Source organism: Microbacterium kunmingense, from assembly GCF_023155745.1.
Classification (GTDB): Bacteria; Actinomycetota; Actinomycetes; order Actinomycetales; family Microbacteriaceae; genus Microbacterium; species Microbacterium kunmingense.
Genome location: NZ_JAKNUS010000004.1, coordinates 1 through 25,055, shown reverse-complemented (window position 1 = coordinate 25,055; position 25,055 = coordinate 1). Strand labels below are relative to the sequence as shown.

22 protein-coding genes and 2 pseudogenes are annotated in these 25,055 nt (G+C 70.4%); 16 read left to right on the top strand and 8 right to left on the bottom strand.

The genetic code is table 11. From position 1 onward, the window contains the following. Positions 1-3: 3 nt before the first annotated feature. Together MA875_RS07050 and MA875_RS07045 are read right to left on the bottom strand one after the other, a co-directional pair. Positions 4-873, bottom strand: coding sequence for an ABC transporter permease (locus MA875_RS07050; RefSeq protein WP_248241426.1), 870 nt, complete (start codon positions 871-873; stop codon positions 4-6). After that, entirely contained in the window at positions 870-1,847 is a 978-nt protein-coding gene (locus MA875_RS07045; protein WP_248241424.1) for an ATP-binding cassette domain-containing protein, read from the bottom strand. The genes MA875_RS07050 and MA875_RS07045 overlap by 4 nt, the downstream gene beginning before the upstream one ends. Positions 1,848-2,017: 170 nt before the next feature. On the opposite strand from MA875_RS07045, the gene MA875_RS07040 reads away from it, so the two are divergent. The 7 genes from MA875_RS07040 to MA875_RS07010 all read left to right on the top strand — a co-directional run bounded on the left by MA875_RS07040 (position 2,018) and on the right by MA875_RS07010 (position 10,206). Then, complete coding sequence (locus MA875_RS07040) at positions 2,018-3,013, top strand: MetQ/NlpA family ABC transporter substrate-binding protein (RefSeq protein WP_248241422.1); 996 nt, start codon at positions 2,018-2,020, stop codon at positions 3,011-3,013. Positions 3,014-3,042: 29 nt separating this feature from the next. Next, positions 3,043-4,095 carry a methionine ABC transporter ATP-binding protein gene (locus MA875_RS07035; RefSeq protein ID WP_248241420.1) on the top strand — a complete coding sequence of 351 codons (1,053 nt, stop codon included), beginning with the start codon at positions 3,043-3,045 and terminating at the stop codon, positions 4,093-4,095. Further along, entirely contained in the window at positions 4,088-4,750 is a 663-nt protein-coding gene (locus MA875_RS07030) for a methionine ABC transporter permease (protein ID WP_248241419.1), read from the top strand. Before MA875_RS07035 ends, MA875_RS07030 begins: the two co-directional genes overlap by 8 nt. Before the next feature lie 5 nt (positions 4,751-4,755). Next, complete coding sequence (locus tag MA875_RS07025) at positions 4,756-5,955, top strand: acyl-CoA dehydrogenase family protein (protein WP_248241675.1); 1,200 nt, start codon at positions 4,756-4,758, stop codon at positions 5,953-5,955. Next, on the top strand, positions 5,952-7,169 hold the full coding sequence (locus tag MA875_RS07020; RefSeq protein WP_248241418.1) for an acyl-CoA dehydrogenase family protein: 1,218 nt from the start codon (positions 5,952-5,954) through the stop codon (positions 7,167-7,169). The genes MA875_RS07025 and MA875_RS07020 overlap by 4 nt, the downstream gene beginning before the upstream one ends. Positions 7,170-7,186: 17 nt before the next feature. Continuing rightward, positions 7,187-8,602, top strand: a complete 1,416-nt coding sequence (locus MA875_RS07015; protein WP_248241416.1) for an NtaA/DmoA family FMN-dependent monooxygenase — start codon at positions 7,187-7,189, stop codon at positions 8,600-8,602. Positions 8,603-8,847: 245 nt separating this feature from the next. After that, positions 8,848-10,206, top strand: a complete 1,359-nt coding sequence (locus MA875_RS07010) for a pyridoxal phosphate-dependent decarboxylase family protein (RefSeq protein WP_248241674.1) — start codon at positions 8,848-8,850, stop codon at positions 10,204-10,206. 98 nt (positions 10,207-10,304) lie between these two features. Here the strand turns inward: MA875_RS07010 and MA875_RS07005 are convergent, their stop codons facing one another. Then, positions 10,305-10,601, bottom strand: a complete 297-nt coding sequence (locus tag MA875_RS07005) for a helix-turn-helix transcriptional regulator (protein WP_248241414.1) — start codon at positions 10,599-10,601, stop codon at positions 10,305-10,307. Positions 10,602-10,690: 89 nt separating this feature from the next. Here MA875_RS07005 and MA875_RS07000 point away from each other — a divergent pair, with 89 nt between their 5' ends. The 4 genes from MA875_RS07000 (at position 10,691) to MA875_RS06985 (ending at position 15,903) form a co-directional block, all read left to right on the top strand. Beyond that, a complete protein-coding gene (locus MA875_RS07000; RefSeq protein WP_248241413.1) occupies positions 10,691-12,067 on the top strand; it encodes a proton-conducting transporter transmembrane domain-containing protein in 1,377 nt (458 codons plus the stop codon). Then, the gene (locus tag MA875_RS06995) at positions 12,064-14,658 is read left to right on the top strand and encodes a DUF2309 domain-containing protein (RefSeq protein WP_248241410.1); all 2,595 of its coding nucleotides are present in this window, start codon (positions 12,064-12,066) and stop codon (positions 14,656-14,658) included. The genes MA875_RS07000 and MA875_RS06995 overlap by 4 nt, the downstream gene beginning before the upstream one ends. Then, positions 14,655-14,978: a P-II family nitrogen regulator gene (locus MA875_RS06990; RefSeq protein ID WP_248241408.1), complete on the top strand. Its 324-nt coding sequence runs from the start codon at positions 14,655-14,657 to the stop codon at positions 14,976-14,978. The genes MA875_RS06995 and MA875_RS06990 overlap by 4 nt, the downstream gene beginning before the upstream one ends. Positions 14,979-15,177: 199 nt before the next feature. Next, positions 15,178-15,903: a ThuA domain-containing protein gene (locus MA875_RS06985; protein WP_248241407.1), complete on the top strand. Its 726-nt coding sequence runs from the start codon at positions 15,178-15,180 to the stop codon at positions 15,901-15,903. Here the strand turns inward: MA875_RS06985 and MA875_RS06980 are convergent, their stop codons facing one another. Together MA875_RS06980 and MA875_RS06975 are read right to left on the bottom strand one after the other, a co-directional pair. Beyond that, the gene (locus MA875_RS06980; RefSeq protein ID WP_248241406.1) at positions 15,904-16,383 is read right to left on the bottom strand and encodes a BLUF domain-containing protein; all 480 of its coding nucleotides are present in this window, start codon (positions 16,381-16,383) and stop codon (positions 15,904-15,906) included. 10 nt (positions 16,384-16,393) lie between these two features. Further along, positions 16,394-16,594: a hypothetical protein gene (locus tag MA875_RS06975; protein WP_248241404.1), complete on the bottom strand. Its 201-nt coding sequence runs from the start codon at positions 16,592-16,594 to the stop codon at positions 16,394-16,396. Positions 16,595-16,789: 195 nt separating this feature from the next. Between MA875_RS06975 and MA875_RS06970 the strand changes: the two genes are divergently transcribed. Together MA875_RS06970 and MA875_RS06965 are read left to right on the top strand one after the other, a co-directional pair. Then, positions 16,790-17,911 (top strand): Gfo/Idh/MocA family protein, encoded by a 1,122-nt coding sequence (locus MA875_RS06970; protein ID WP_248241402.1) that lies wholly within the window; start codon positions 16,790-16,792, stop codon positions 17,909-17,911. 43 nt (positions 17,912-17,954) lie between these two features. Continuing rightward, positions 17,955-18,848: an aldo/keto reductase gene (locus MA875_RS06965; protein ID WP_248241400.1), complete on the top strand. Its 894-nt coding sequence runs from the start codon at positions 17,955-17,957 to the stop codon at positions 18,846-18,848. A gap of 45 nt (positions 18,849-18,893) precedes the next feature. Here the strand turns inward: MA875_RS06965 and MA875_RS06960 are convergent, their stop codons facing one another. Further along, positions 18,894-19,925, bottom strand: a complete 1,032-nt coding sequence (locus MA875_RS06960; protein WP_248241398.1) for an IS110 family RNA-guided transposase — start codon at positions 19,923-19,925, stop codon at positions 18,894-18,896. A 515-nt stretch (positions 19,926-20,440) separates the two neighbouring features. On the opposite strand from MA875_RS06960, the gene MA875_RS06955 reads away from it, so the two are divergent. Then, a complete protein-coding gene (locus tag MA875_RS06955) occupies positions 20,441-21,925 on the top strand; it encodes an HNH endonuclease signature motif containing protein (protein ID WP_248241397.1) in 1,485 nt (494 codons plus the stop codon). A gap of 186 nt (positions 21,926-22,111) precedes the next feature. Continuing rightward, positions 22,112-22,303 (top strand): annotated as a pseudogene (locus MA875_RS06950) (helix-turn-helix domain-containing protein); the annotation flags it as partial. Positions 22,304-22,359: 56 nt separating this feature from the next. On the opposite strand, the gene istB reads toward MA875_RS06950, so the two are convergent. Together istB and istA are read right to left on the bottom strand one after the other, a co-directional pair. Then, positions 22,360-23,157 carry an IS21-like element helper ATPase IstB gene (istB, locus tag MA875_RS06945; protein ID WP_248241395.1) on the bottom strand — a complete coding sequence of 266 codons (798 nt, stop codon included), beginning with the start codon at positions 23,155-23,157 and terminating at the stop codon, positions 22,360-22,362. After that, complete coding sequence (gene istA, locus MA875_RS06940) at positions 23,157-24,371, bottom strand: IS21 family transposase (RefSeq protein WP_248241393.1); 1,215 nt, start codon at positions 24,369-24,371, stop codon at positions 23,157-23,159. Before istA ends, istB begins: the two co-directional genes overlap by 1 nt. Before the next feature lie 63 nt (positions 24,372-24,434). Here istA and MA875_RS06935 point away from each other — a divergent pair. After that, positions 24,435-24,934 (top strand): annotated as a pseudogene (locus MA875_RS06935) (transposase family protein); the annotation flags it as partial. Positions 24,935-25,055 lie beyond the last annotated feature (121 nt).

Genomic DNA, 25,055 nt, shown 5'->3' with positions numbered 1-25,055 from the left:
GCCTCACCGACTGAGGGTCGCGAATCGGCGGATCGACAGCGGCACGAACACGACGAGCATCACGACGGCGAACACGAGGACGTAGACGACGGGATGCTGCAGGGGCCACGCGTCGGCGACCGGCGCGTCGGCCGGCACGTTGCCGAAGAGCACTCGGGCGGCCTGCACGAGAGCCGACACGGGATTCCACTCGGCGAACACCCGCAGCGGGCCGGGGAGGTTCTCGCTGGGAACGAAGGCGTTGGAGATGAACGTGAGGGGGAAGAGGATCAGGAACGACGCGTTGTTGATCACCTCGGGGCTGCGCACCACGAGCCCGAGGAACGCCATCACCCATGAGAAGGCGTAGGAGAAGAGCATGAGCAGCCCAACGCCGGCGAAGAAGCTCGGCACCGACGACTCCACGCGCCAGCCCACGATGAAGCCGGTCGCCATCATCACCACGAGCGAGAGCACGTTGATGACGAGGTCGCCCACGGTGCGGCCGACCAGCACCGCCGACCCGTTCATCGGCAGCGTGCGGAACCGGTCGATGATGCCGTCCTTCAGGTCCTGCGCCATGGCCGATCCCGAGTAGGTGGAACCGAAGACGATCGTCTGCGCGAAGATCCCCGCCATCAGGAACGAGGTGTAGTTCTCGCCCGGCACCGCGATCGACGAACCGAAGACGAAAGTGAACAGCAGCACGAACATGATCGGCTGGATGAGGGTGAACACCAGGATGTCGGGGACGCGGACGATCTTCTTGATGTTCCGCCAGGTCGCGACGTAGCCGTCGGAGACGAAACGGCTGAGGGCGGTGCCGGGCTCGGGCTCCAGGGTGGTCGAGAGCGCGGCCGTGGAGCCGCTGCTCGCGCGCGCGGTGGCGCTCATGCCGCGGCCTCCTCATCGGTCGCGCTCTCGGCGGCATGGCCGGTGAGCTGCAGGAACACATCGTCGAGGGTCGGCCGGCGCATGCCGGCGTCGTGGAGTTCGATGCCGGCGGCGGCCACGTCGGCCATCACGCCGCTCAGCGCGGCCGAGCCGTCGGCCACCGGAGCGACGAGCGTGCGCTCGCCGTCGGCGACGACCGCTCCGGTGCCGCGGCGCCGCAGGATGTCGGTGACCGCGTCGGCGTCGCCCCCATCGACGAGGGTCACCGCGACGCGCTGCCCGCCGACCGATGCCTTCAGCTCATCCGCGGTGCCCTCGGCGATCACCTTGCCGGTGTCGATGATCGAGATCGAATCGGCCAGCCGATCAGCCTCCTCGAGGTACTGCGTCGTGAGGAGGAGCGTCGTCCCGCCCGCGACGAGCGACTCGATGACGTCCCACAGGGCCAGTCGACTGCGCGGATCGAGACCGGTCGTGGGTTCGTCGAGGAAGAGCACCGGCGGGTTGATGACCAGCGCGCCCGCGAGGTCGATGCGTCGGCGCATCCCGCCGGAGAAGCCCTTCACCGGGCGATTCTGGGCGTCGACGAGGTCGAACAGCTCAATCAGTTCGCGAGCCCGCTGCGTCGCCCGGCGCCTGCCGAGGTGGTAGAGCAGGCCCACCATCAGCAGATTCTCGAAGCCCGTGAGGTTCTTATCGACCGCGGCGTACTGGCCGCTCGCGCCGCTCATCCGCCGGATCGCCTGAGGGTCGGCCAGAACGTCGACGCCGTTGATGCTCGCCTGACCGGAATCAGGGCGGATGAGGGTCGTCAGCACCTTGACGGTGGTGGTCTTGCCCGCGCCGTTGGGGCCGAGGAGGGCGGTGACCGTTCCCTCCGGCACCTGCAGCGTGAGGCCGTCCAGCGCGCGGACCTCGGGCGCGCCCTTGGGCTTATAGGTCTTGACGAGGTCTCGGGCCTCGATGAATGCCATGGGCGGATGGTACTCCTCCCGTGTGACATCTCGAGGGCCTGAAACATGACGCCGTGCGACGTCGTATGACGCTCCCTTGCGAAGCGTGACGACACACTTTGCGACCCGCCGCGGGCGGCCCGTTTACTGACTCCCCACAGGCCACGTCCGCAGCATCCAGGAGACCGATCATGTCCGCAGAGAACCCCACCCCGTCCGGCGAGAGCGACCTTCGCACCGCCCTCACCGCGCAGAAGAAGAAGCGCCGCACCGTCGCCATCGCGGTCGGAGCCGTCGCCGTCGTCGGCCTCGTCGCCGGCACCGTCGCGATCGTCGCGAACCTCGGGAGCACCGAGCCCGCCGCGAACGCCGCCGAAGCCTCGGCCGCGCCCGCCGACCTGAGCGTCACCATCGCCACCGCCGAAGACAGCGTGTTCCAGGACACGATCGCCGAGGTCGCCGCCGAGAAAGGTCTCGAGGTCGAGTGGCTGAACGTGGACGACTGGGTGCTTCCCAACACCGAGCTCGTCGCCGGGACCGTGGACGCCAACGCGTTCCAGCACATCCTGTACCTCAGCGCCTTCAACACTGAGAACGACGCCGACATCACGCCGGTCTTCTCCACCGTGATCACGCAGTGGGGCCTCTTCTCGGCCACCCTCGACGACGTCGACGCCCTCGCCGACGGGGCGCGGATCGGCATTCCGGATGATCCGTCCAACGGCGGCCGTGCCCTGAACATCCTCGAGTCGGCCGGGCTCATCGAGCTCTCCGACGACGCCGGTGACTTCCCGACCGTGGACGACATCGAGTCGAACGAGCGGAACCTGCAGTTCGTGCCGCTCCCCGCCCGTGACATCCCGCTCCAGTTCGAAGACCCGAGTCTCGCCGCCGTGATCGTCGGCACCTCGTACTTCGACCCGTCGCAGGGGATCGGAGCGGACGACGCGCTCTTCCTCGACGACTCGCTCGACGAGAAGAACCTGCCCTACGTCAACGTCGTCGCCACCCGTGCCGACGACGTCGACAACCCGGCGTGGGACATCCTGCAGGAGGCGTACGCCGACCCGCGCGTGGCCGAGGCCCTGGAAGAGGAGTACTTCGGCAACACCGTCCTCGTCGACGTCGACATCGACGACCTCCGCGCCAAGCTCGCCGACCTGGAAGCCGCGGCCGCGCAGGGCTGAGCCCGGCGGTGCGCAGAGAGGACAGCGACATGACGACCGCCATCTCCTTTGAGGATGTGTCGAAGACCTTCACGGTCAGGGGACGCCGCATCGACGCCCTCCGCTCGGTCGACCTGACCGTCGACAGCGGCGAGATCTTCGGGATCGTCGGGTACTCCGGAGCCGGCAAGTCGACCCTCCTGCGCACCGTCAACGCCCTGGAGCGTCCCACCTCCGGACGCGTGGTCGTCGACGGTGTGGAGATCTCCTCCCTCACGGGCCGCGAGCTCTACGCCGCTCGCCAGAACATCGGGATGATCTTCCAGCAGTTCAACCTGCTGCGCTCGCGCACGGTGTTCAAGAACATCGCGTACCCGCTGAAGCTCGCGGGGTACACGGCCGAGCAGATCGTCGACAGGGTCGAGGAGCTTCTCGAATTCGTCGGCCTCTCCGACAAGGCGCTCGCCTACCCGTCGCAGCTCTCCGGTGGGCAGAAGCAGCGGGTGGGCATTGCCCGGGCGCTGGCGACGCGTCCCGACATCCTCATCTCCGACGAGTCGACCAGTGCCCTCGACCCCCAGACGACGGGCGAGGTGCTCGAGCTTCTCACTCGGATCAACCGGGAACGGGGCGTGACCATCGTGCTCGTCACCCACGAGGTCGACGTGGTGCGCGAGATCGCCCATCGCGTCGCGGTCATGGACAGCGGCCGGGTCGTCGAGACGGGAAGCGTCTACGACGTCTTCTCGAACCCCCGGAATCCGACCTCGCGACGATTCGTGTCGTCGGTGCTCCGCCACGTCCCTTCCGCCGAGACGCTCGACCGGCTGCGTGCGCGCCACCCGGGTCGGCTGGTGCAGGTGCGGATCGCCGACGACGACGGTGCGGGGACGGTGCTCTCCCGGGTCGCGCGTGACCATGGCGTCGACGCGAACGTGATCTACGGCGGTGTGGACGAACTGCAGGGCCGCACCTTCGGCACGCTGACGGTCGAGCTCGTGGGCCTCCCGTCCGATGTCGACGACGCCATCGACGGCCTCCGCGCCGTGACCACCGTGTCGGAGCTGACCGGCACCCGAGTCCTGGAGGCCGCGCATGCGTGAATTCGACCTCGAGGCGTTCCTCCCCCGCTTCTTCCAGGCGCTCGCCGAGACCGGGCTGATGGTCTCCGTCGCGTTCCTCGGCGCCGCGGTCATCGGGATCCTGCTCGGCCTCCTGCTCTACGCCTCGCGGCCGGGGAATCTGCTGGAGAACCGGGTGATCTTCGGGGTGTTGAACGTCGTGATCAACGTCATCCGGCCGATCCCGTTCCTCATCGTCGCGATCGCGCTGATCCCCCTCACCCGGCTGGTCTTCGGCACCGGTATCGGACCGCTGCCCGCCACGCTGCCGCTCGTGCTGGTCGCGAGCGTCGCGATCGCCCGCGTCGCCGAGTCGAACCTCGTCGCCGTCGATCCGGGAGCGATCGAGGCGGGAGCGGCGATGGGGGCGAGCCCCGCGCGCGTGCTCTTCACGATCGTGGTCCCCGAGGCGCTCGGGCCGCTGACGCTCGGACTCACCTACATCCTCGTCGCGCTCGTCGACGCCACGGCCGTCGCGGGCGTCGTCGGGGGCGGGGGGCTCGGCGACCTGGCGCTGAAGTTCGGCTACGCGCGGTTCGACTGGATCACGGTGCTGATCGTCGTCGTCACCCTCATCGTGCTGGTGCAGCTCGCGCAGCTGATCGGCAACGCCGTTGCGAAGCGGGTGCTGCATTGAGCGCCGTGGACGCCGGTGCGACTCCGAGCGCCCGAGCACAGGAGGAGAAGAAGCCGCGGGATGACCGCTTCGCGGCCTTCCTCGAGCGGGTCGCCGCGGGCGCGGTCGACCGGGAGCGCGACCGCCGGCTGCTCTTCGACGAGGTCGCCGAGCTCCGCGCCCTCGGGTTCGGCGCGCTCCGGGTGCCGGCGGCGCACGGGGGAGAAGACCTCGCTTTCCCGGAGGTCATCGAGCGCGTCATCCGCCTGTCCGCGGCCGACGCGAGCCTCGGGCACCTGTGGCGCGGCCACATCGCCTTCGTCGAGGACCTCCGCGCGCAGGGCGGGAGAGCGGATGACCGGTGGTGGCGTCGCATCCTCGCCGGCGACCTGATCGGCAACGCCCAGTCCGAGCGGCAGAGCACCGCGCGCCTCGACACCCGCATCGACCGGGTCGGGGGCACGCTGCTGCTCGCCGGCACGAAGTACTACACCACCGGCAGCATCTACGCCGACTGGATCCACCTCGCCGCGCTCGACGGCGACGAGCGCGTCGCGGTCACCGTGGCAGCGTCGCACCCGGGCGTCCGTCCTGTCGACGACTGGGATGGCTTCGGCCAGCTCCTCACCGGCAGCGGCACCACGACCTTCGATCGGGTGCCGGTCGATCCGCGCGATGTCATCGCGTCGGTCGACGACGCGCGGCGATGGGCGGCGCTCGGGAGCGTCTTCCAGCTCACCCTCCTGGCCGTCGTCGCCGGCATCGCCCAGCGCGCGCTCGACGACACCGTCGCGTTCGTGCGGCCGAGGCGACGGACCTTCGGCTTCGCGGGCGAGACACTCCCCGCCGACGACCCCCTCGTCCAGCTCGTCGTCGGCGAGGTGAGTGCCGCAGCCGCAGCGGCGCGGCGCCTCGTGCTGTCGGTCGCCGCCGAGCTCGGCGACGCGCTCGATGACCACGTCGGCGCCGATGCCGATCGGTTCCGCGCGCTGCAGCTGGAGGTCTACCGGCTGCAGGAGGTCGTTCCCCGGCTGATCCTGGATGCCGCGACACGGCTCTTCGAGGTCGGCGGGGCCTCGGCGGTGAGCGCGAACGCCGCGCTCGACCGCCACTGGCGGAACGTGCGGACGATCGCCTCGCACAACCCGACCGTCCAGCGCACCCGCGCGATCGGTCAGTGGGAGCTGCGCGGGACGCTCCCCGAGTGGAAGGCCCCCGGGCGATGACGCCGCCGTCACGTGTGGTCGAGGATGCTGCGCCGCCGCGGGCGAGCACTGCCGACCTCGTCGAGCGCTACCGGGCGGTGTTCGACGAGATCGGTGCTGGGGCCGTGGCGCGCGAGCGCGAACGGCGTCTGCCGTTCGCGGAGGTGGAGCTGCTGCGCGCATCCGGCTTCACCCGGGTCACCCTGCCCCATCATCTCGGCGGGGACGGAGCCGACCACGCCGCGCTGTTCGAGCTGCTCGCCGAGCTCGCCCGCCGCGACCCGAACCTCTCCCAGCTTCTCCGCTCGCACTTCTCGTTCATCGATCGCACGCTCCACGGTGCGGATCCCGCGACCGCTCGCGCACGCCTCGCGCGTGTGGCGAACGGCGCGATCCACGGCAACGCGACCTTCGAGCGCGGACCGGCGGGCGTCGGCTCGTACGTCACGACGCTGTCCCGCGACGAGCGCGGCCTGCGCCTGGACGGGCGCAAGTTCTACAGCACCGGGACCCTCTTCGCCGACGTGGTGGGCGTTCTCGCCACCCCCGATCCCTCGACCGGACTCGGCGCCGATCCGGTCAGCGTGCTCGTCGCGACGGACGCTGCCGGCCTCACCCGGGTGGACGACTGGGACGGCTTCGGACAGCGGATGACCGGCAGCGGCACGACGATCTTCGACGGCGTCCGGGTGGAAATCGACGACGTCCTCGCGCGCCCCGCGGCGCCCGGTCACGCCGGCGCGTTCGTCCAGCTGGTGCTGCTCGCCGCGCTCACCGGCATCGGACGCGCCGTCGTCGACGACGCCGCGCGGTACGTCAGGGAACGCACCCGCTCCTTCTCCCACGCGAGCGCCGACCTGCCGCGTCACGACCCTCTCGTGCAGGAGGTCGTCGGCGATCTGTCCGCCGCCTCCTTCGCCGCGGACGCTGCGCTCGGCCGCGCGGTCGCGGCGCTGCAGCGGGCGGCCGAGGCGCAGCATCCGGATTCCACCGCCGATCTCGCGACCGCGCAGGCCCAGCTCGTCATCATCCCGACCGTGCTGCGGGCAGCGACCGAACTGTTCGAGGTCGGCGGAGCGACCGCCCTGGGCGAGTCGCTCGCGCTCGACCGGCACTGGCGGAACGCCCGCGCCCTGTCTTCCCACAACCCCGCGCGCTACAAGGCCCGCATCGTCGGCGACCACGTCGTCAACGGCACCCCGATCGTCGCCTGGTGGACCAGCGGCGAAGCCTGACCCGGAAGAATCCCCTCATGACCTCTCCGTCCCGCGAGAAGAAGCCGCTCATCCTGAACCTGTTCGAGATGAACACCGTCAGCCACATCACCCACGGGCTGTGGGCGCTCCCCGACAACAACCGTCACCGTCACGGTGAGATCGGCTACTGGACCGAGCTCGCCCAGATCCTCGAGGAGGGCGGCTTCGACGGGGTGTTCCTCGCCGACGTCGTCGGCGCATACGACACCTTCCGCGGCAGTCCCGACACCGCCGTGAAGGAGGGGCTGCAGATCCCGTCGCACGACCCGCTGCTCGTGATCCCGCTCATGGCGGCCGTCACCCGGCACCTGGGCTTCGGGGTGACGTTCTCCACCAGCTACGAGCCGCCGTTCTCGTTCGCGCGCCGCATGTCGACGCTCGACCACCTCACGGGCGGCCGAGTGGGGTGGAACATCGTCACCTCCTACCTCCCCAACGCCGCCCGCAACTTCGGCCTGGCCGAGGAGATCCCGCACGACGAGCGCTACGAGATCGCCGACGAGTTCCTCGAGGTCGTCTACAAGCTGTGGGAAGGGTCGTGGGATGACGACGCCGTCGTCGCCGACCGGGAGAACGGCGTGTTCGCCAGGCCCGAGATGGTGCGCTACGTCGATCACGTCGGCGAGCACTTCCGGGTGGCGGGACCGCACCTGGTCGAACCGTCTCCGCAGCGGACGCCGGTCCTGTATCAGGCGACCCAGTCTCCCGCGGGGATCGCGTTCGCGGGGCGGCACGCCGAACTCGTCTTCACCGGCGGCCGCACCGCCGAGGACTTCCGCCGCCACGCCGCCGACATGCGGGCGGCAGCCGAGGCGAGCGGTCGGTCGGTCGACGACGTGAAGTTCATCGTGCAGGCGGGAGTGGTGGTCGGGCGCACCGAGGAGGAGGCGGCCGACAAATGGCGCCGCTATCGGCAGCGTCAGAGCCTCGAAGGGATCCTCGCGCACGCGAGCCTGCCCCTGGATCTTCCTCGCCTGCCGCGGGAGCAGACGATTGCTGCGGCACTCGCCGAGGCGGGGCTGGCGCCCGGGGCGATGGGGCCGATCGACGGGTCGTCGACCGTCGGCGCGGTGCTCGATCGCTTCGCCGCACAGCGGGAGGGACGCTTCTTCGTCGCCGGCACCCCCGCCGTGGTGGCCGACGAGATCGAGCGCTGGCTCGACGAGGACGGCGTGGACGGCATCAACCTGCGTCAGTACCACTCCTTCGACACCGCGCGAGATTTCGTCGAGCTGGTGGTGCCGGAGCTTCGGCGCCGTGGGCGCATCCGGGAGCGGCCGGCCGAGCCGCAGACGCTCCGGGAGCGACTGTTCGGGAAGGGGCCGCGGCTCGCGGCCCCGCATCCAGCGGTCGCCTACCGCGGAGCCGCCGGGGTGCGGTCGAGCCGCGAGCCGCTGCGGTTCTCGGTGTAGCCCGCGCTGCGGTTCTCGGTGTCGCCCGCACACCGGTTCTCGGTGTCGCCCGCACGCCGGTTCTCGGTGTCGCCCGCACACGGGAGGAGATCGACACACCGGAGGGTCGCCGCGGACTGCGCGTCCTCCCGTGCGCCGATCTCCTCCCGTGTGCCGCTCACGAACCCTAGAATCGCCGGGTGACCCTCGAAACCCCCGCCCGGGGCGGCCTCTCCGAAGGCACGCCCGGCAGCGACGCCGCGCGGATGCACGCCATCACCCCGCAGACCACCGCCGCCGTCGACCAGGTGCTCGAGTACGCCCGTCGCCGGGCGCTGTACCCCGACGTGCCGCTCGACCGCGCGATGCGTCTTGCCGATCTCCGCCGGCTCGCCGGCGACTCGATCCGCCCCGACGGCATGGGGTCCGAGCGCGCGCTCGCCCTTTTCGAGCACGTGCTCGCTCCGGCGTGCCTCTCCATCGATCACCCCGGCTATCTCTCGTTCATCCCGTCGGCGCCGTCGAAGGCCGCCCTCGCGTTCGACGTCGTCGTGTCGGCATCCGCGATCTACGGGGGCTCGTGGATGGAGGGGTCCGGCGCCGTCTTCGCTGAGAACGAAGTGCTGCGCTGGCTCGCCGGCGAGTTCGGCCTTCCCGCGTCAGCGGGCGGGGTCTTCGTGCAGGGCGGAACGATCGGAAACCTCTCCGCTCTCGTCACGGCTCGCGACCACGCGCGCCGCCGGGTCGCCGACGCCGAGCGCCCGGCACCGGCCCGCTGGGCCGTCGTCTGCAGCGCCGAAGCGCATTCGTCGATCGCCTCGGCCGCGGCGGTCATGGATGTCGATGTGCTCACCGCGGAGGTGGGAGATGACGGCAGGCTGCGCGGCGACGCGGTGCGCGCGGTGCTCGACGCACACGGTGACCGGGTCTTCGCCGTGGTCGCGACGGCCGGTACGACGAACTTCGGCATCGTTGACGACATCGCCTCGATCGCCGAGGCGGCGCACGAAGCCGGCGTGTGGTTCCACGTCGACGGCGCCTACGGACTCGCGGCGATGCTCTCCCCCGAGTCGCGAGCGCTCTTCACCGGAGTCGAGCGGGCCGATTCGGTCATCGTCGACCCGCACAAGTGGCTGTTCGCCCCTTTCGACGCGTGCGCGCTGATCTACCGCGACCCGGTGCCGGCCATCCACTCCCACACTCAGAAGGCCGAGTACCTCGACACCCTCACCGATTCCCTCGACTGGAACCCGTCCGACCTCGCCATCCAGCTGACCCGCCGTGCGCGGGGTCTGCCGCTGTGGTTCTCGCTGGCAGTCCACGGCACCGAGCAGTACCGGGTGACCATCGCCGATGCGGTCTCCCGCGCGAAGCGCCTCGCCGACGAGATCCGCCGACGTCCAGGTCTCTCCCTCGTGCGCGAGCCCGACCTGTCGGTGGTGGTGTTCCGCCGAGAGGGATGGTCGCTCGCCGAGTACGAGGCGTGGTCCGACCGGCTGCTCGATGAGCAGCGCGCGTTCGTCGTGCCCAGCTCGCACCGCGGTGAACCGGTGCTGCGCATCGCGCTCATCTCGCCGCTCACGACCGACGAGCTGCTCGGCGAGATCCTCGACTCGCTGGCCTGACCGCGACGCGCGCGAGCCCCGAAACCGACCTTCCCCGCCGACACCGGCCGCGGCGCGACGCGTCTCGACGGCGCAGGTGGGTCTCGGCGCGGCGCCCGTCAGTTGCCCGACGCCCGCGGGCCGGGTCTGGTGAGGGTCGCCAGCAGCTCGCCGATCAGATGGTCGCTTTCGATCGGATGCCGCAGCGGCAGGTCTTCCACGCACTCGTAGCGATTGCGCCGCCCCGACTTCTCGCGCCGCAGGTAGCCGGCATCGACGAGATCGCTGAGGATCCCCTGCGCCGTCCGCTCGGTGATGCCGACGGCGTCGGCGATGTCGCGCACCCGCGCGCCGGGATCGCGGGCGACGTAGATCAGCACGTGAGCGTGATTGGTCATGAAAGTCCATCCGCTCATGACCTGATCCTACCGGCGGGCCTCCGCACGGCGGCGGTTTAATACGCGTTCTTTGACACCGGTAATCAAATACAGGTATTGTGCGACGCATGACTTGGCCGACCCTCCGCTCCCTCGCGCCGACTCTGGTGCTGGTCATCACCCTCCTCGCCGGGCTCGGCGTCACCGTGGCCCGTGGCGACGTCGTCGGGGCCGTGCTCACCGTGCTGGTCGTCGGCCTGACGGGGGTGGTGCAGTCCTTCAGCAGACGTCACCTGCGCGGCGACCCGCGCGCCGGCCGGTTCCTCGCCCTGTCCACGGCGTTCGCCGGGGCGAGCGTCGTGACCGTCACCGCATCGACGCTGGTCGTCCTCGCCGCGGGATGGAGCGCGGCGAGCATCCTCATGGCCCTCCTCCTCGCCACCGGCGGCGCGCCACAGACCGCCGTGGCTGTCCGCCGGGCCGGGGTCGCCTTCGCCGTCGGCGACCTGGCGCTCTGGGCCGCCGTCGCCCTCGTCGCGGCGTCCCTCGGTACAACCGGGTTCGCCGATCTCGCCGACCTCGGCCCCACCGCCGGCACCGCCGTGGGTGCACTGATCGGGCTCGCCGCCGTGGCCCGTGCCGCGGCGATGCCCTTCCACGGCTGGCTTCCCGCGACGGTCTCGAGCACGACGCCGGTCTCCGCCCTCCTCCACGCCGGCTTCGTCAACGCCGGGGCGGTGCTGCTCCTGCGCGCCGACGCCATCCCCTCGCTCGGGGCACCGCTCGTCGTCGGTGTGGCCGGGGCCCTCACCGTCGTCCTCGCCGGCGCGGCGATGCTCACGCGCGCCGACGTCAAGGGCCGCCTGGTGCAGTCCACCGCCGCGCAGATGGGCTTCATGCTCCTCGCCTGCAGCCTGGGGGCCTTCGCCGTCGCCCTGGTGCACGTGGTCGGACACGCGCTGTTCAAGGCGAGCCTCTTCCTCGGGGCCGGGTCGGCCGTGGAACGGGCGGCGTCCGGGCGCGCCGCCCCGCGCGCGAACCGTGACCCTCGGATGCCGCTGCTCGCCGCCCTCGCGGTGATCGCCGTCGCGGTCACAGCGGTGATCGGCACCGCGGCGTGGACGAGCCCGTCCGCGGTGCTCCTGCTGTTCGTCGTCACCACCGCCGCGGTCGCGGCCGCCCACCTCGCCGGGGGCGCGCTCTCCGCCGGAGGACGACTGGCCGGTGTCGCACTCGTCGGGGCCGCCGTGGTGACCTACGTCTTCGCGGTCGCCGACCTCGGCGACATCCTGGGTCTTGCGCCCGCCGCCGCGGCGATGCCGCCCGCGCTCGCGATCGCGACCTTCGTCGTCGGTCTCGGGGTCGCGTTCCTGCCGCGCGCTCGGGGAGCGCTCGCGGATCGCGCGTACGTCTTCGCCCTCGGCTGGGGGCGTCCGCCCCTGCCGACCCCCTCGCCCGTCCCCGCCGGATCGACCGGCCCTCGCGAATACCGGAGTGCGTCATGACCGTCCCCTCCCTGCACGACAGCGTCCTCGAGCAGCGCGCCGCGATCCGCGGCATGGTCGCCGCCGCGGCGCGCGCGATCTCGCCGCACTACCCGCTGGAGACCTTCATCGCCCGGAACCCCGTCGCCGACTACGAGCGTCTGAGCTTCGAAGACGCGATCCAAGCCGTGGCGAGCGACCACGGGACGGGTCTGACACACCCCGAGCCGGTGTTCCGCCGGCTTCTGGCCGAGGGACGGATCTCCGCCGACGATCTGGCGCGCGCGATCGCCTTCCACATCGCCGAGGCCCGGAGTCGCCGGATCCTCTGCTGCGGGGAGAAGGAGATGGCGGTCGGGGAACTCCTGCTCCTCGACCTGCTGCACGCGCCGGACGAGGAATCTCCCATGCCGAGGCTGCAGACACCGACCGCCCTCCGGGCGCCGAAGACGCACGCGCGCGTGGACGAACACATCAGCAGGTGGCTGACGACCGTTCTCGGCGACACCGCATGGTCGCGACAGAGCGAGGGTGAAGGGCTCTGGGACATCTGGCGCCGGCTCGCCCCCTTCGACCTGCACCTCCCCAGACGGGTGCGCTCCGGCATCCGCTGGTCGGCGACGCACGCCGAGGACGCCATCGCCGACGTCCTCGCCGACTGGCAGTGGGACGACGCCGCCGCCACGCAGTACCTCAGGGCTCACGTGCTCGCGCAACCGGGATGGGCGGCAGCCGTGCGCCATGCGGCGGCGCACGGAGACGAGCGGATGTCGGTGACCGCCCTCGTCGCGATCAGGGTCACCCTCGAGTCGCTCCTGTTCGCCGATCGCGACGTCAGCGCAGAGGAGCTCGGGTACGCGGGCGGTCTCGAGGAGACGGCGACGCCCGGGGACGACAGGATCGACGCCGTCGGGCGTGCCGCCGGGGTGGACACCACCGATCCCGCAGTGCGCCAGGGGCTCTCGCGCGTCCTCAGCCTGGTCGATCCTGCCGCGCGGCGGGTCATCTGGCAGGAGGCCTACGAGCGAGGGGTCGCCCGGCGACTCGCGCCCGCTGTCGCCCCGGTGCTCCGACCGGTCGGCCCCGGCGGGGGGCGCCCGCTTGCGCAGACGGTGTTCTGCATCGACCCGCGGTCGGAGGGCATCCGCCGTCACCTCGAAGCGGTCGGGCACGTCGAGACGCTCGGCTTCGCCGGTTTCTTCGCGGTGCCGATGACGTTCCGAAGCGCCGGGGGTGGTCCGGCCGTCGCGTCCTGCCCGGTGCTCCTCACGCCGCGGCGGGCGGTCGCGGAATCGTCCTCCGACCGCGAACCGCTCGCGCGCTGGCAGCAGCGGCTCGCCGCCGGACACGCGCTCCGCACCACGTTCGGGAAGGTCAAGGAGTCGCCCCTCACCCCCTTCGCTCTGGCAGAGACCGCCGGGTGGCTCATGGGGCCGGCGATGGCCGCACGGACCGCCAGCCCGACAGGGTGGCGCGCCCTCGGCGAACGGCTCGGTCGCGTGCTGCCCGCGAAGCCCGCGACGAGGCTGGACGCCGATGTCGCGATGGACCTCGACGAACGGGTGCTCTACGCCGAGGCGGCGCTTCGCATGATGGGCCTCGTCGACGGCTTCGCGCGCCTCGTCGTGCTCGCCGGCCACGGTGCGGAGGTCACGAACAACCCCTACGCGTCGGCGCTGCAGTGCGGCGCCTGCGGCGGTCACGAGGGCGCACCCAACGCCCGCGCCGCCGCCCTGGTCTTCAACGACCCGGCCACCCGCGCGCGCCTGACCCTGCGCGGCATCCACATCCCCGACGACACGCTTTTCCTCGCGGCCCAGCACGACACCGTCACCGACGTCGTACGGCTGCTCGAACCCTGGGCGATCCCGGCCACGCACGCCGCCGATGTCGAACGTCTCGAGCGCCTTCTCGAGCTCGCCCGCGCGGGGAATGCGGCCGACCGGCTCGCCACGCTGCCCGGCGCCGACGCGGCGGCCGAGCCCGGCCGTGAGACCGCGCGTCGCGCGGCGGACTGGGCGGAGGCCTACCCCGAGTGGGGTCTGGTGGGCAATGCGGCCTTCATCGTCGGTCCGCGAAGCATCACCGCCGGGCACGACCTCGGTCGCAGGGCGTTCCTTCACAGCTACGGCCCCGAGGCCGACCCCGACGGCTCAGGGCTCGAGACGATCCTCACCGCCCCGATGATCGTCGCGCAGTGGATCAACGCGCAGTACGCGGCATCCGCTCTCGCGCCCGACCGCTTCGGCGCCGGCCCCAAGCCACTGCACAACGTCGTCGGATTCGTCGGCGTGCTCTCCGGATACGGCGGCGACCTGCGCCTCGGCCTGCCGTGGCAGTCGGTGGGCGTCGGTCGGTCCCTCGTGCACGAGCCCGTGCGCCTGCAGGTCTTCGTCCAGGCGCCGTTCGCCCGCCTCAACCAGATCCTCGACACCGCGGAGGTCGTCCGCGACCTCGTCGACAAGGGGTGGATCACCCTTCGCGCCCGCGAGCACGACACCGACCGCTGGGTGCGCTTCGGCCCCTACGGCTGGGTGGAGGAGCCCGAGCTCAGCCCCATCCCCGCCGACACCCCCGCTCCCGCCCTCGAGAACCTGGAGGCTTCACGATGACCACGCCCACTCTCACCCCCATGACCAAGATCGAGATCGTCGTCCCCGGCGACGACGCCGCCGATGTCGCCGAGCTCATCCGATCCGTCGGCGCGCGCGGGTACACCTCCGTCTCCGGCGTCTCGGGTTTCGGCCACCACGGCGCGCGCGGCGGGCGGATGCTGTTCAACGACCACGACGCCCTCACTCTCCTCATCACCGTCGTGCCCGACGACCGCGCAGAGGCGATCGTCGCCGGCATCCGACCGATCCTCGACCGCACGTCGGGGGTGATGTTCGTCTCAGCGACCGCGGTGAGCCGCCCCGACTACTTCGGGTGAGCGGTGCGGGTGCGCGGTCAGCGTCGAGACGCGCGGTGTCGCGCCGAAACCGCAGGAGGCTGTCGAGACCGACCGCGTCACCGTCGGTCTCGACGGCGAAGGTCGGTTTCGAGCTCGGCCGGGAGCCGTCGCCGTTTCGACAAACGCCCGAGAAGGACCAGTGCACGGGTAGTGTGTGCCGGGTTGCGGAAAGGGGACCATGAACGATCGAGCAGGAGACCATCCCGGGCGCCGAGCGCTCGTCGTCCGCGGGGGGTGGGAGGGGCACCAGCCGGTGGCCGCAACCGACCTCTTCGTGCCGTTCCTCCAGTCGCAGGGGTTCACGGTGCGCACCGAAGAGTCCAATGACGTGTACGCCGACGCCGGGGTGATGGCCGAGACCGACCTCATCGTGCAGAGCGTCACGATGTCGGAGATCTCCGCCGACGCGCTCTCGGGTCTCCGCGACGCCGTCGCGGCGGGTACCGGACTCGCCGGCTGGCACGGCGGGATCGCCGACTCGTACCGCAACAGCGCGGACTACCTGCAGCTCATCGGGGGCCAGTTCGCGACGCACCCTGCAAAGGCCCCCGGCGATCGCGCCGGCGACGAGAGCGACAACTTCCTGCCGCACACGATCGAGATGACGCCCCTCGGGCGCGATCACGAGATCACCCGCGGCATCGGCGACATCGAGCTCGTCACCGAGCAGTACTGGGTGCTCCACGACGACCTCAACGACGTCCTGGCGACCACCACCCACCCGGTTCAGCCCTATCACCCGTGGCACCGGCCGATCACGTCGCCCGCGGTGTGGACCAGAGCGTGGGGGAGCGGCCGGATCTTCGTGGCCACACCGGGCCACAGCGTCGACGTGCTGCAGGACGAGCGGGTGCGCACCGTCATCGAACGCGGCATGCTGTGGGCAGCGCGCGAGCAGGTGTGATCAGGAGGATGTCGCTGCGCGCGAGCGCACCCGGAACCACAGGCTGAGTTCTCGCGCCGCCCGGATCGTCGGTGCGGCGCCCTCCACATCGTCGAGGTCGTCGAAGGTGCTCCGGAAACCCTCGGGCGCGGCTTCGTCGTGATCGGGGACGCGCTCGAACCCCATCGTCCACTCCCCGAAGTGGCGAGCTTCCACGCGATCCTCGACGAGAGTGCGAACGGAGTGGTGGCGCGGGTCGGCGGCGATCCTGTCGTACAGCGCGCGAACAGCTGCGGTCGGCCCCTCGATGACCTGGAAGAACCGCCCCGCCCGGTAGACGAGGAGCCCGGTGATGCTGTCCGCGGCATTCCGGCTGCGGCTGACGGTGAGCAGCTCGGTGAGCTGGTCATCGTCCATCTGCTCGCGGGACGTGCTGGTGTAGAGAACCGACAGGAGGTCGTCGGACAGGTCCTGCGGACCCGTGGCTGCGCTTTCGTTCACGCGGTCTTCCTCATCTGCGTTGGTGGCCGATCCCGAGCGTCACCGCCACGAGCCCGTGCATCGCCTCGGTCAGGTCGGGATACTTCCCGACCGGTCGCGATCGCATGTCGTAGGCGGTGAACCGTCGATCGCGCTCCCGGATGATGTACCCGAGCAGCGCGCCGTTGCGACTTCCGACATGGAATCCGTCTTCCACACGCGACCAGACCACGCCGGCGCCAGGACTCCTGCCTCGATGGTTCACGAGCTGGCCCACTCATCCTGTTGCGCGCCGGTGAATCCACGCGTGACCCTCAGCGTCCCACACGCGGACGCGGTCCGGTAGTCGCAGACCGTGGCGACGCCGGGTGTCGGGTGGGCATGGCAGGGTGGTGGGGGCTCTATTCGCAGGCGAAGGGATGCACCGATGACGACGGCGGCCGACAGTGACGCACGCACGGTGGAGCGCGCCCACGGCGTGGGCATCGTGGGACTCGGGGTGATCTCGGGTCAGTACCTGACGACGTTCCGGGGGCGCGACGATGTGGCCGTCGTGGCGGTCGCCGATCTCGATGTCGCGCGGGCGCAGGCGGTGGCCCGCGACATCCCGGGGTGCCGGGCGCTGTCCGTGGCCGAGCTCGTCTCGGATCCGCAGGTCGACACGGTGCTGAACCTCACGATCCCCGCTGCCCACGCCGAGATCGCCCTTCAGGCGTTCGCCGCGGGCAAGAACGTCTACGGCGAGAAGCCCCCTGCCGCCACCATGACCGAGGCGCGACAGGTCGTCGCTGCGGTCCCCGTCGGCGCGTGGCTCGGCGGGGCGCCCGACACGGTCCTGGGAACCGGCATCCAGACAGCGCGCGCCGCGGTCGACGCCGGGCTGATCGGGCGGCCGGTGTCGGCGATCGCGACCTGGATCTCCGGCGGCCACGAGTCGTGGCATCCCCATCCCGACTTCTACTACCGTCCCGGCGGAGGGCCGCTGCTGGACATGGGGCCCTACTACCTCACGTCGCTCGTGCAGCTTCTCGGCCCGGTCGTCCGGGTGAGCGGGGCCTCGTCGCGCTCGCGCGACATCCGGCGCATCGCGACGGGCCCGCGCGCCGGCGAGGAGATCCCCGTCGAGGTCGACACCCACGTCACCGGCACCCTCGTGCACGAGGGCGGGGCGATCTCGACCGTGACGTTCAGCTTCGACGGCGGTGAGACCGGCGCGCCGCCCATCGAGGTGCACGGCGAGGCGGGCAGTCTGCAGGCGCCCGACCCCAATCACTTCGACGGACAGGTGCGGATGCGACGGCACGGCGCCCAGGAGTGGGCAGACGTACCCACGGGTGCCGGCTATGTCGGCGCAGGTCGCGGCGTCGGGCTCGTCGACTTCCTTCGGCGCGACGGCGGGCGCGCCAGCGGCGCGATGGCGCTGCACGTGCTCGAGATCATGTCGTCGCTGCTCGACGCCGCCGCCGCACGGCGGTGGGTCGACATCACCACGACGGTCGAGCGCCCCGCTCCCGTTCCGCTCACGCGATTCGGCGCGGTGTCGCGCTGATCCCGCGATCCGGTCACGGATCGTTCCCTACCGAGGAGTCACCATGAAGCACCGTTCACTCGCCGGCCGCAGCGTCTCGGCGATCGGTCTGGGGGCCATGCCCCTGTCGATGAACAACGATCGCGTCTTCCCGTCCCGGGAAGATGCCGTCTCGACCATCCACGCGGCGCTCGAGGCGGGTGTGACGCTCATCGACACCGCCGACATCTATGCCCCGCAGTGGGACCTGATGGGGCACAACGAGGAGATCGTCGCCGAGGCGCTGCGCACCTGGGCCGGCGACGCGTCGTCGTTGTTCGTCACCACCAAGGGCGGTATCACCCGTGGCGCGGGTGAGGTGTGGGGTCGCGACGGATCGCTGAACTACCTGCGCGGCGCGGTCGAGCGATCGCGGAAGATCCTCGGGGTCGACGCGATCGAGCTCTATCAGTACCACCGGCCGGACCGTGGGATGGTGTACGGCGACATCATGCGCAACCTGAAGGTGCTGCAGGAGGAGGGGGTGATCCGCCACATCGGCATCTCGAACGCGAGCGTGGAGGAGATCGACATCGCCGTCGAGGTGCTGGGGGAGGGTAATCTGGCGAGCGTCCAGAACCAGTTCTCGCCGAAGCACCCGGGCTCGATCGACGAGTTGCGCCATTGCGCCCGCCTGGGTGTCGCGTTCCTCCCCTGGAGCCCGCTCGGCGGCACCGGCGGGGGTGCCCGCACCGTCGGGGACCGCTACTCGACGTTCGCCGAGGTGGCATCGGCGCACGGGGTCAGCCCGCAGCGGGTGGTCCTCGCGTGGGAACTGGCGCTCGCCGACAACGTCATCCCGATTCCCGGTGCCCGACGTGCGGCGTCCATCGTGGATTCGGCGGCCGCGGCCGATCTCGAGCTCACCGCCGACGAGGTCGAACGGCTGTCGTACTCGGTGGGCATCGACCCGGAGTGACGCGGCCGGGAGGGGCTGACGTTCCGGTCGAAGCTTCTATGTTTGTCAACCGGCTTCGAGGAGTCGGTAGATGTGGCGGGCGATGATGCGTTTGAGGCAGCGTCGGATGTCGCGGTCGGTGAGTCCTTCGGTGCGGCGGCGGGCCGTGTAGGCGAGGGTGGCGGGGTGTGACCGCCAGCGGGTGATCACGATGCGGTGGAGCGCGGCGTTAAGGCGTCGGTCGCCGCCGCGGTCGAGGCGGTGGCGGAGACGGTCTCCGCTGGAGGCGGGTTTCGGGGCGACGCCGGCGAGTCGGGCGAACGCGGCTTCGGAGCGGATGCGGCCGGGGTGGGACCAGGACGCGTAAATCTGCGCCGCGCTGACCGGCCCGATGCCGGGCTCGGCGAGAAGCTGCGGCACCAGCTCGGCAGCGAAGGTGCCGAGGGTGGTCTTGTTCCCGGCGAGCTCGGTCGTGAGGGCACGGGCTCGGGTGGCGAGGCGAACAGCTTCGGCGCGGGCGGTGGCGGTATCGACGGGCTCGGTGGGGCGGGTGCGCCAGGCCGTGATGGTCTTCAGCCGGGCGGAGGTGAGGGCGTTGCGGGCGTCGATGCCGAGGTCGAACCGGCGCAGTATCGCGGTGAGCGCGTTGAGGGTGCGGGTACGGTCGCGGGTCATCTCCGCCCGCGCGGTGAGCAACACCTGGATCGCGTCGCGTTCGGCGCCGGCCTTGCGGTCGCTGAGCCGGTCGGTGTCCAAAGGGAGAACCGTGATGGCAGCGGTGCGCGCATCAAGGCGATCATCCTTGCCCGCGGGACGGTAACGGATCTGGGGGGCTTCGACGACACGGACGCCAGCACCGGTGAACGCTTCCGCCAACTGTCGACCGTAAGAGCCAGCACCGTCGATCGCGGCGAGCATCGGCTGCCCACCGGTGGCGGCGGTCAGCCAGTGGGTTGCGCGAGCGATACCCGCCGCGCTGGTCGGGAACGCGCGTTCGTCGACGAGCCGGCCGGTGCGGTCCACGAGGGCGTACTGATGCTTCTTGGAATGGGTATCGACACCGGTGACGAACCAGTACGAGTCTGCGACGATGGTCACTGCGATCTCCTGACTTTGAGCGGAACGGACGGTCGTAGCCGACGCCCGGGCTCTGAAAGGAGTCGTCGCGGGACAGAACCGTCATGAGCCATCACGGCCGTGCTTCTATCAAGTCACCACGACGGGCAGAGACCCGGCGTCGGCGCTCACCCCCGGGCGGACGATTCGAGTGAAGGACACACGCGAACGCGGCCAGTTGAGCGATGAGTCACACCCAGAAGCAAGCACCAAGCCGACCCTGCCAGCAGACACCGTCAGCCGCCACCCACACTGACAGTTGAGCGAGCGCAGCGAGACGAAACGACAGGTCACCGCGTTTCGTCTCGTCGCTGCGCTCCTCGCTCAATGACCGGACGAGCCCGCTGTTGCGGTCGTTGAGCGAGCGCAGCGAGACGAAACGCGGGGTGTCCGTTGTTCGGTCGTTGAGCAAGCGGAGCGAGACGAAACGCGAGGTGCGCAGGTGGGCCGCAACGTCCGCTCGAGGCAATGTCGGAGGTGTCTCGTACATTTGTTCTATGACCGATCCAGACCTTTCCCCGGCCCAGCGGATGCTGGATGCCGCGGCGCGGGTCGCCGGTCGCGTGACCGGGGCTCTGCCAGAGGTCGTCGGTGGGCTCGACGACGAGGATCTCCTGGCGGTGCTGGCGGACGCGGCGGAGGTCCGGGCGGCGGTGGACGTGATCGTCGCGGCTGCCGCGGTCGAGGCGAACAGGCGGTCGGCGCGGGAGCTGGGGTATGACGGGCTGGCGCAGCGGAAAGGGCACCGCAACGGGGCGTCGCTGGTGCAGACGATCACGGGGCAGACGCGGGCGGATGTGAACCAGGCGGTCAAGACGGGTGAAGACCTCACTCCGAGTGTCCCGCCGCCGGCGGTATCGGGCACGGAACCCGCGCCAGCGGTTCCGGCTACCCCGGAGTGGTTGCGGTTGCTGCGGGAGGCGTTGACGGGCGGGGTGGTCACGCAGGCGCAGTTCCGGGCGATCCGCGACGGCCTCGGCGGCCCGCCGATCGAGCGTTATCCGGACCTGGATCCGGGGTTTCTGCCCGCGGCGTGGGCGACGGCGGTGGAGATGCTGCTGGAGGAGGCGGGGGTGTTCCCCGTCGAGGAGCTGCGGAACGCCGCCCGGATCGCCAGGCACCGGCTGGACCCGGTCGGGGTCACCATCCGGTTCGAGGAACGGTTCGCGGAGCGGTCGTTTCGGACGTGGACGGATGAGCGAGGGCAGCATCACGCGAAGATCGCGTTCGATGACGACGGGGCCGCGTGGGTGCAGTCGATCCTGTCCGCGGCCCTGCGCCCCCGCCGCGGCCCCCGGTTCGTGGAATCCTCCGCGGCCGAGCGAGCTGAGTCTGCGCGGGATGACCGCTCGAACGAGCAGGTGCAGTACGACACGGTGCTGGCGATCCTGCGCACCGGTGCCGCCGCGGATCCTGCCCAGTCATTCGGGGACCGGCAACCGGGGGTGCGGATCCTCGTCACTGCCGACACCCTGACCCCGACAACCGACCCCGACGGCGTCACCCGGATCCGGGCCACCGGAGTCGGACACCTCGAAGACGGTGGCGCCGCACTCCCGGGTGGAGTCGTCGAGTCGTATCTGTGCGACGCGGGGAGTATTCCGGTGATTCGCGACGGGGCAGGAAGGCCCCTCGATGTCGGGCGGGAACAGCGCCTCTTCACACGAAAACAACGTCTCGCGATCGCTGCCCGCCACGGCGGGTGCATCGGAGAACACTGCACCGCACCGATGAGCTGGACCGAGATCCATCACCTCAGCCACTGGTCGCACGGTGGACGCACCGACGTCGATGACGGTGTGCCACTGTGCCGTAGTTGCCACCTCGGCCTCCATAACCGCGGCCAATGGATCACTCGTGAACGCGCCCCCGACGGCACCGACACGTACTGGCTGCACACGCCGACCGACCCCGTGACCGGGAAGAAGCCGCCACCCGTGCGGTTGCGATCACGCAGCCCCCTCCGCTTCACCGTGGCCTGACCGCGTTCCTCCCGCCGCGTTTCGTCTCGTCGCTGCGCTCCTCGCTCAACGACCCGACCCGGGCCGCTGTTCCGGTCGTTGAGCGAGCTGTACTGGCCAGGGAGGTTGGTTGAGTGGGCTGGAAGGGTGAGGGCCTCCGGGTCGAGAGTGGAGCTGTCTAGGTTCCGTCTCGAAGGGGAGGCCCTCGTGGTCCACGCTAATGCTGCTCTGACGCCCGCGCATCGGTTGCGGGTGGCTCGATTGATTGTTGAGGAGAAGTGGCCTGTCGCTCGTGCGGCGGAACATTTCAATGTGTCGTGGCCGACCGCGAAGCGGTGGGCGACGCGACTGGTCGTCGAGGGCACTGCGGGGATGCAGGATCGATCCTCGCGGTGTCGGCGACGCTTGAGAACTGGTCACTTTCGACGCTTGAAAAGTGAACGGTTGCGGGCAGTCTAGCCAGGGGTTTCGTCGGTGGTGGTGCGGATGCTGGGGAGGCTGTCGATGCCTCGCCCGCGGAGCCGGTAACTCGCGCCCTTCAACGTGAGGACGTCGGCGTGGTGGACGATCCTGTCGATCATCGCGGCGGCGACGGCTTGGTCTCCGAACACGCCTCCCCAGCCGGAGAACGGCAGGTTGGAGGTGAGGATGAGTGAGGCGTGTTCATAGCGGGATGAGACGAGTTGGAAGAAGAGGTTCGCGGCGTCTTGCTCGAACGGGAGGTAGCCGACTTCGTCGACGATGATCAGCCCGTAGCGGCGCAGCCGGGCGAGTTCTTGCGGGAGCCGGCCTTGCCGGTGGGCGTCGGTGAGGCGGGTGACCCAGTCCGTCGCGGTCGCGAACAGCACCCGGTGCCCGTGCTTGGCGGCGACGATCCCGAGCGCGGTCGCGAGATGGGTCTTCCCGGTTCCGGGCGGCCCGAGGAGCACGACGTTCTGCGCCTCCAGGAGGAACCCTCCGGAGGCGAGGGCGGCGATCTGCTGACGCGCCGTCGGCTGGGCGTCCCAGTCGAAGTCCTCGAGAGTCTTCCTCGCGGGGAACCCGGCGGCCTTGATCCGCAGCTCCGCGCCGGACGCGTTGCGGGCGCTCACTTCGCGTTCGAGGACGGCGGCGAGGTAGTCCTCGAACGACCACCCCGCATCCCTGGCCTGATCGGCCATCCGACCGGCGGCTTCAGTGATCCTCGGTGCTTTCAGCGCCCCGGCGAGATAGGTGATCTGCTTGACGGTGTCCGTCGTCTTGCCCGTGGCCATCAGCTGTTCCCCTGATCGGGGACCAGCCCGAAGGCCCGGTCGTAGTCCGCGAGGTCCCGGGTCAGGTCATCACCGACCGCCGCGGCGCGAGGCGTCTGGAACTGCTTGCGGAGCCGGGCGGCGGTCTCCACGTGGACCGGGTCGGTCACCGTGGTCCCACGCGCCCAAACCCGGGTATGGTCGGCGACGATCCGCCCGTCCGCGCGCACCTTCACCCGCTCCAGGTCGGCCGTGACGTCGACCATCCGGCCGATCACGGTCGGATCCACGGAGTAGTCGTTGGTGTCGAGGCGGACGTAGTAGTCCCGGCCCAACCGGATGCTGTTGCGCCAGCCCAGATGGATCGGGATCGGCGGCAACGGCAGCATCGCAGCCCGGTCCGCGTCCAGTCGAGAAGTCGGAGCAGCCCGGATCGTGCGGACCACCCGCGTGTTCGCCGTGGACAGCCAGTCGGTGAACTGGGTGTTGAAGTCCGCCGGGGACGTGAACGACCGGCCGGGCATGAACGAGGTCTCGAACCAGCCGTTGCGGCGCTCGACAACACCCTTCGACTCCGGATCACGCGGCGGCAGCAACACCAGCTTCGTGGCGAGAGTCCCCATGAACGTGGCAACCCCGGCGGCGGGTCGATGCGCTCTCCCGATGCCGGTCTCGTTGTCCCAGATCAGTCTCCGCGGCACCCGACCGAGCTGCTGGATCAGCTCCCACGTCGCCTGCAGCAGATCCTCGGTCGTGCGGGTCGGGATCATCCGACCGAGAACGAACCGCGAATGCGCGGGCGTGATCACCAGCACCGGCAGCAGCTTGGCCGTGCCGTCCTCGAGCGGGATCTTCTTCGGCGGGAACCAGAGATCACACTGCGCCGCATCACCCGGATCCCACGTTAACCGGTCCGCCGGATCGATCGGCCGGAACTCCGGCCGCAGCCGTTTCACCCCCGCCCGGAACCACGTGATCGAGCCCGTCCAGCCGACCCGCTCCGCGAGCACCGTCGCCGGCATATCCGGCGTCTCCGCCAGCAACGCCCGCACCCGCGGTTCGAACGCGACGAACGAAGACTCCGTCGGCGTCCGCACATACTCCGGCGGCGAATCCGACCGGACCGCCTTCAACACCGTCGTCCTAGAGATCCCCAACCGCTCCGCGATACGCGCCTTCGGCGCGCCCTCCGCAGCCAACCTCCGGATCAACGCCCAGTCCTCCAAAGTGATCACTCTCCAATCGTCGAGTGTTCACTTTTCACCGCCGAAACTGACCAGTTTTCGAGCGTCGTCGACACGCGGCCTCGTCGATCCCCGAATCGGACGCCGCTTCGTCGTGAGCGGCGGATCATTGTCGCCCGGCTGCATCGACGGTTGGGACCGGTGCAGCTGTCGACGCTGCTCGGAGTGCCGGCCTCGACACTGCACGCGGTGTTGGTCCGCTATCGGCTGCACCGGCTCTCGCATGTTGACCGGCGGACGGGGCAGCCGGCACGCAGGTACGAGCACCCGTATCCGGGGTCACTGATCCACGTCGATGTGAAAAAGCTCGGCAACATCCCTGACGGGGGCGGGTGGAGGTCGGTAGGTAGGCCGCAGGGCAACCGCAACCGGCAAGCGATGCGGGACCCCAAACCCCGCGGAGCCTGGTAGCCGAGCTCGGCGTCACCGTCGAACGTGTCCTTTCCGACAATGGCTCGGCCTACCGATCACACGCCTGGCAAGACGCCTGTCGAGACTTGGGTATCAGCCCGAAGAAGACCCGACCCTACCGCCCGCAGACGAACGGGAAGATCTGTGAAGACTTGTCGTGGTGCTGCGCTGGGTTCGGTCTGACCCCGGCCAAGGTATGACCACGGTGTCCTTCGTTCGATTTGTCGACCGGTCCCGGGCGCAGCATCGTGGGGCGTGCCGGCC

Excerpts from the sequence above, each read along its gene's own strand:
- MA875_RS07050 (WP_248241426.1), bottom strand. The coding sequence starts at position 873 with ATGAGCGCCACCGCGCGCGCGAGCAGCGGCTCCACGGCCGCGCTCTCG.
- MA875_RS07045 (WP_248241424.1), bottom strand. The coding sequence starts at position 1,847 with ATGGCATTCATCGAGGCCCGAGACCTCGTCAAGACCTATAAGCCCAAG.
- MA875_RS07040 (WP_248241422.1), top strand. The coding sequence starts at position 2,018 with ATGTCCGCAGAGAACCCCACCCCGTCCGGCGAGAGCGACCTTCGCACC.
- MA875_RS07035 (WP_248241420.1), top strand. The coding sequence starts at position 3,043 with ATGACGACCGCCATCTCCTTTGAGGATGTGTCGAAGACCTTCACGGTC.
- MA875_RS07030 (WP_248241419.1), top strand. The coding sequence starts at position 4,088 with ATGCGTGAATTCGACCTCGAGGCGTTCCTCCCCCGCTTCTTCCAGGCG.
- MA875_RS07020 (WP_248241418.1), top strand. The coding sequence starts at position 5,952 with ATGACGCCGCCGTCACGTGTGGTCGAGGATGCTGCGCCGCCGCGGGCG.
- MA875_RS07015 (WP_248241416.1), top strand. The coding sequence starts at position 7,187 with ATGACCTCTCCGTCCCGCGAGAAGAAGCCGCTCATCCTGAACCTGTTC.
- MA875_RS07010 (WP_248241674.1), top strand. The coding sequence starts at position 8,848 with ATGCACGCCATCACCCCGCAGACCACCGCCGCCGTCGACCAGGTGCTC.
- MA875_RS07005 (WP_248241414.1), bottom strand. The coding sequence starts at position 10,601 with ATGAGCGGATGGACTTTCATGACCAATCACGCTCACGTGCTGATCTAC.
- MA875_RS07000 (WP_248241413.1), top strand. The coding sequence starts at position 10,691 with ATGACTTGGCCGACCCTCCGCTCCCTCGCGCCGACTCTGGTGCTGGTC.
- MA875_RS06995 (WP_248241410.1), top strand. The coding sequence starts at position 12,064 with ATGACCGTCCCCTCCCTGCACGACAGCGTCCTCGAGCAGCGCGCCGCG.
- MA875_RS06990 (WP_248241408.1), top strand. The coding sequence starts at position 14,655 with ATGACCACGCCCACTCTCACCCCCATGACCAAGATCGAGATCGTCGTC.
- MA875_RS06985 (WP_248241407.1), top strand. The coding sequence starts at position 15,178 with ATGAACGATCGAGCAGGAGACCATCCCGGGCGCCGAGCGCTCGTCGTC.
- MA875_RS06970 (WP_248241402.1), top strand. The coding sequence starts at position 16,790 with ATGACGACGGCGGCCGACAGTGACGCACGCACGGTGGAGCGCGCCCAC.
- MA875_RS06965 (WP_248241400.1), top strand. The coding sequence starts at position 17,955 with ATGAAGCACCGTTCACTCGCCGGCCGCAGCGTCTCGGCGATCGGTCTG.
- MA875_RS06955 (WP_248241397.1), top strand. The coding sequence starts at position 20,441 with ATGACCGATCCAGACCTTTCCCCGGCCCAGCGGATGCTGGATGCCGCG.
- istB (WP_248241395.1), bottom strand. The coding sequence starts at position 23,157 with ATGGCCACGGGCAAGACGACGGACACCGTCAAGCAGATCACCTATCTC.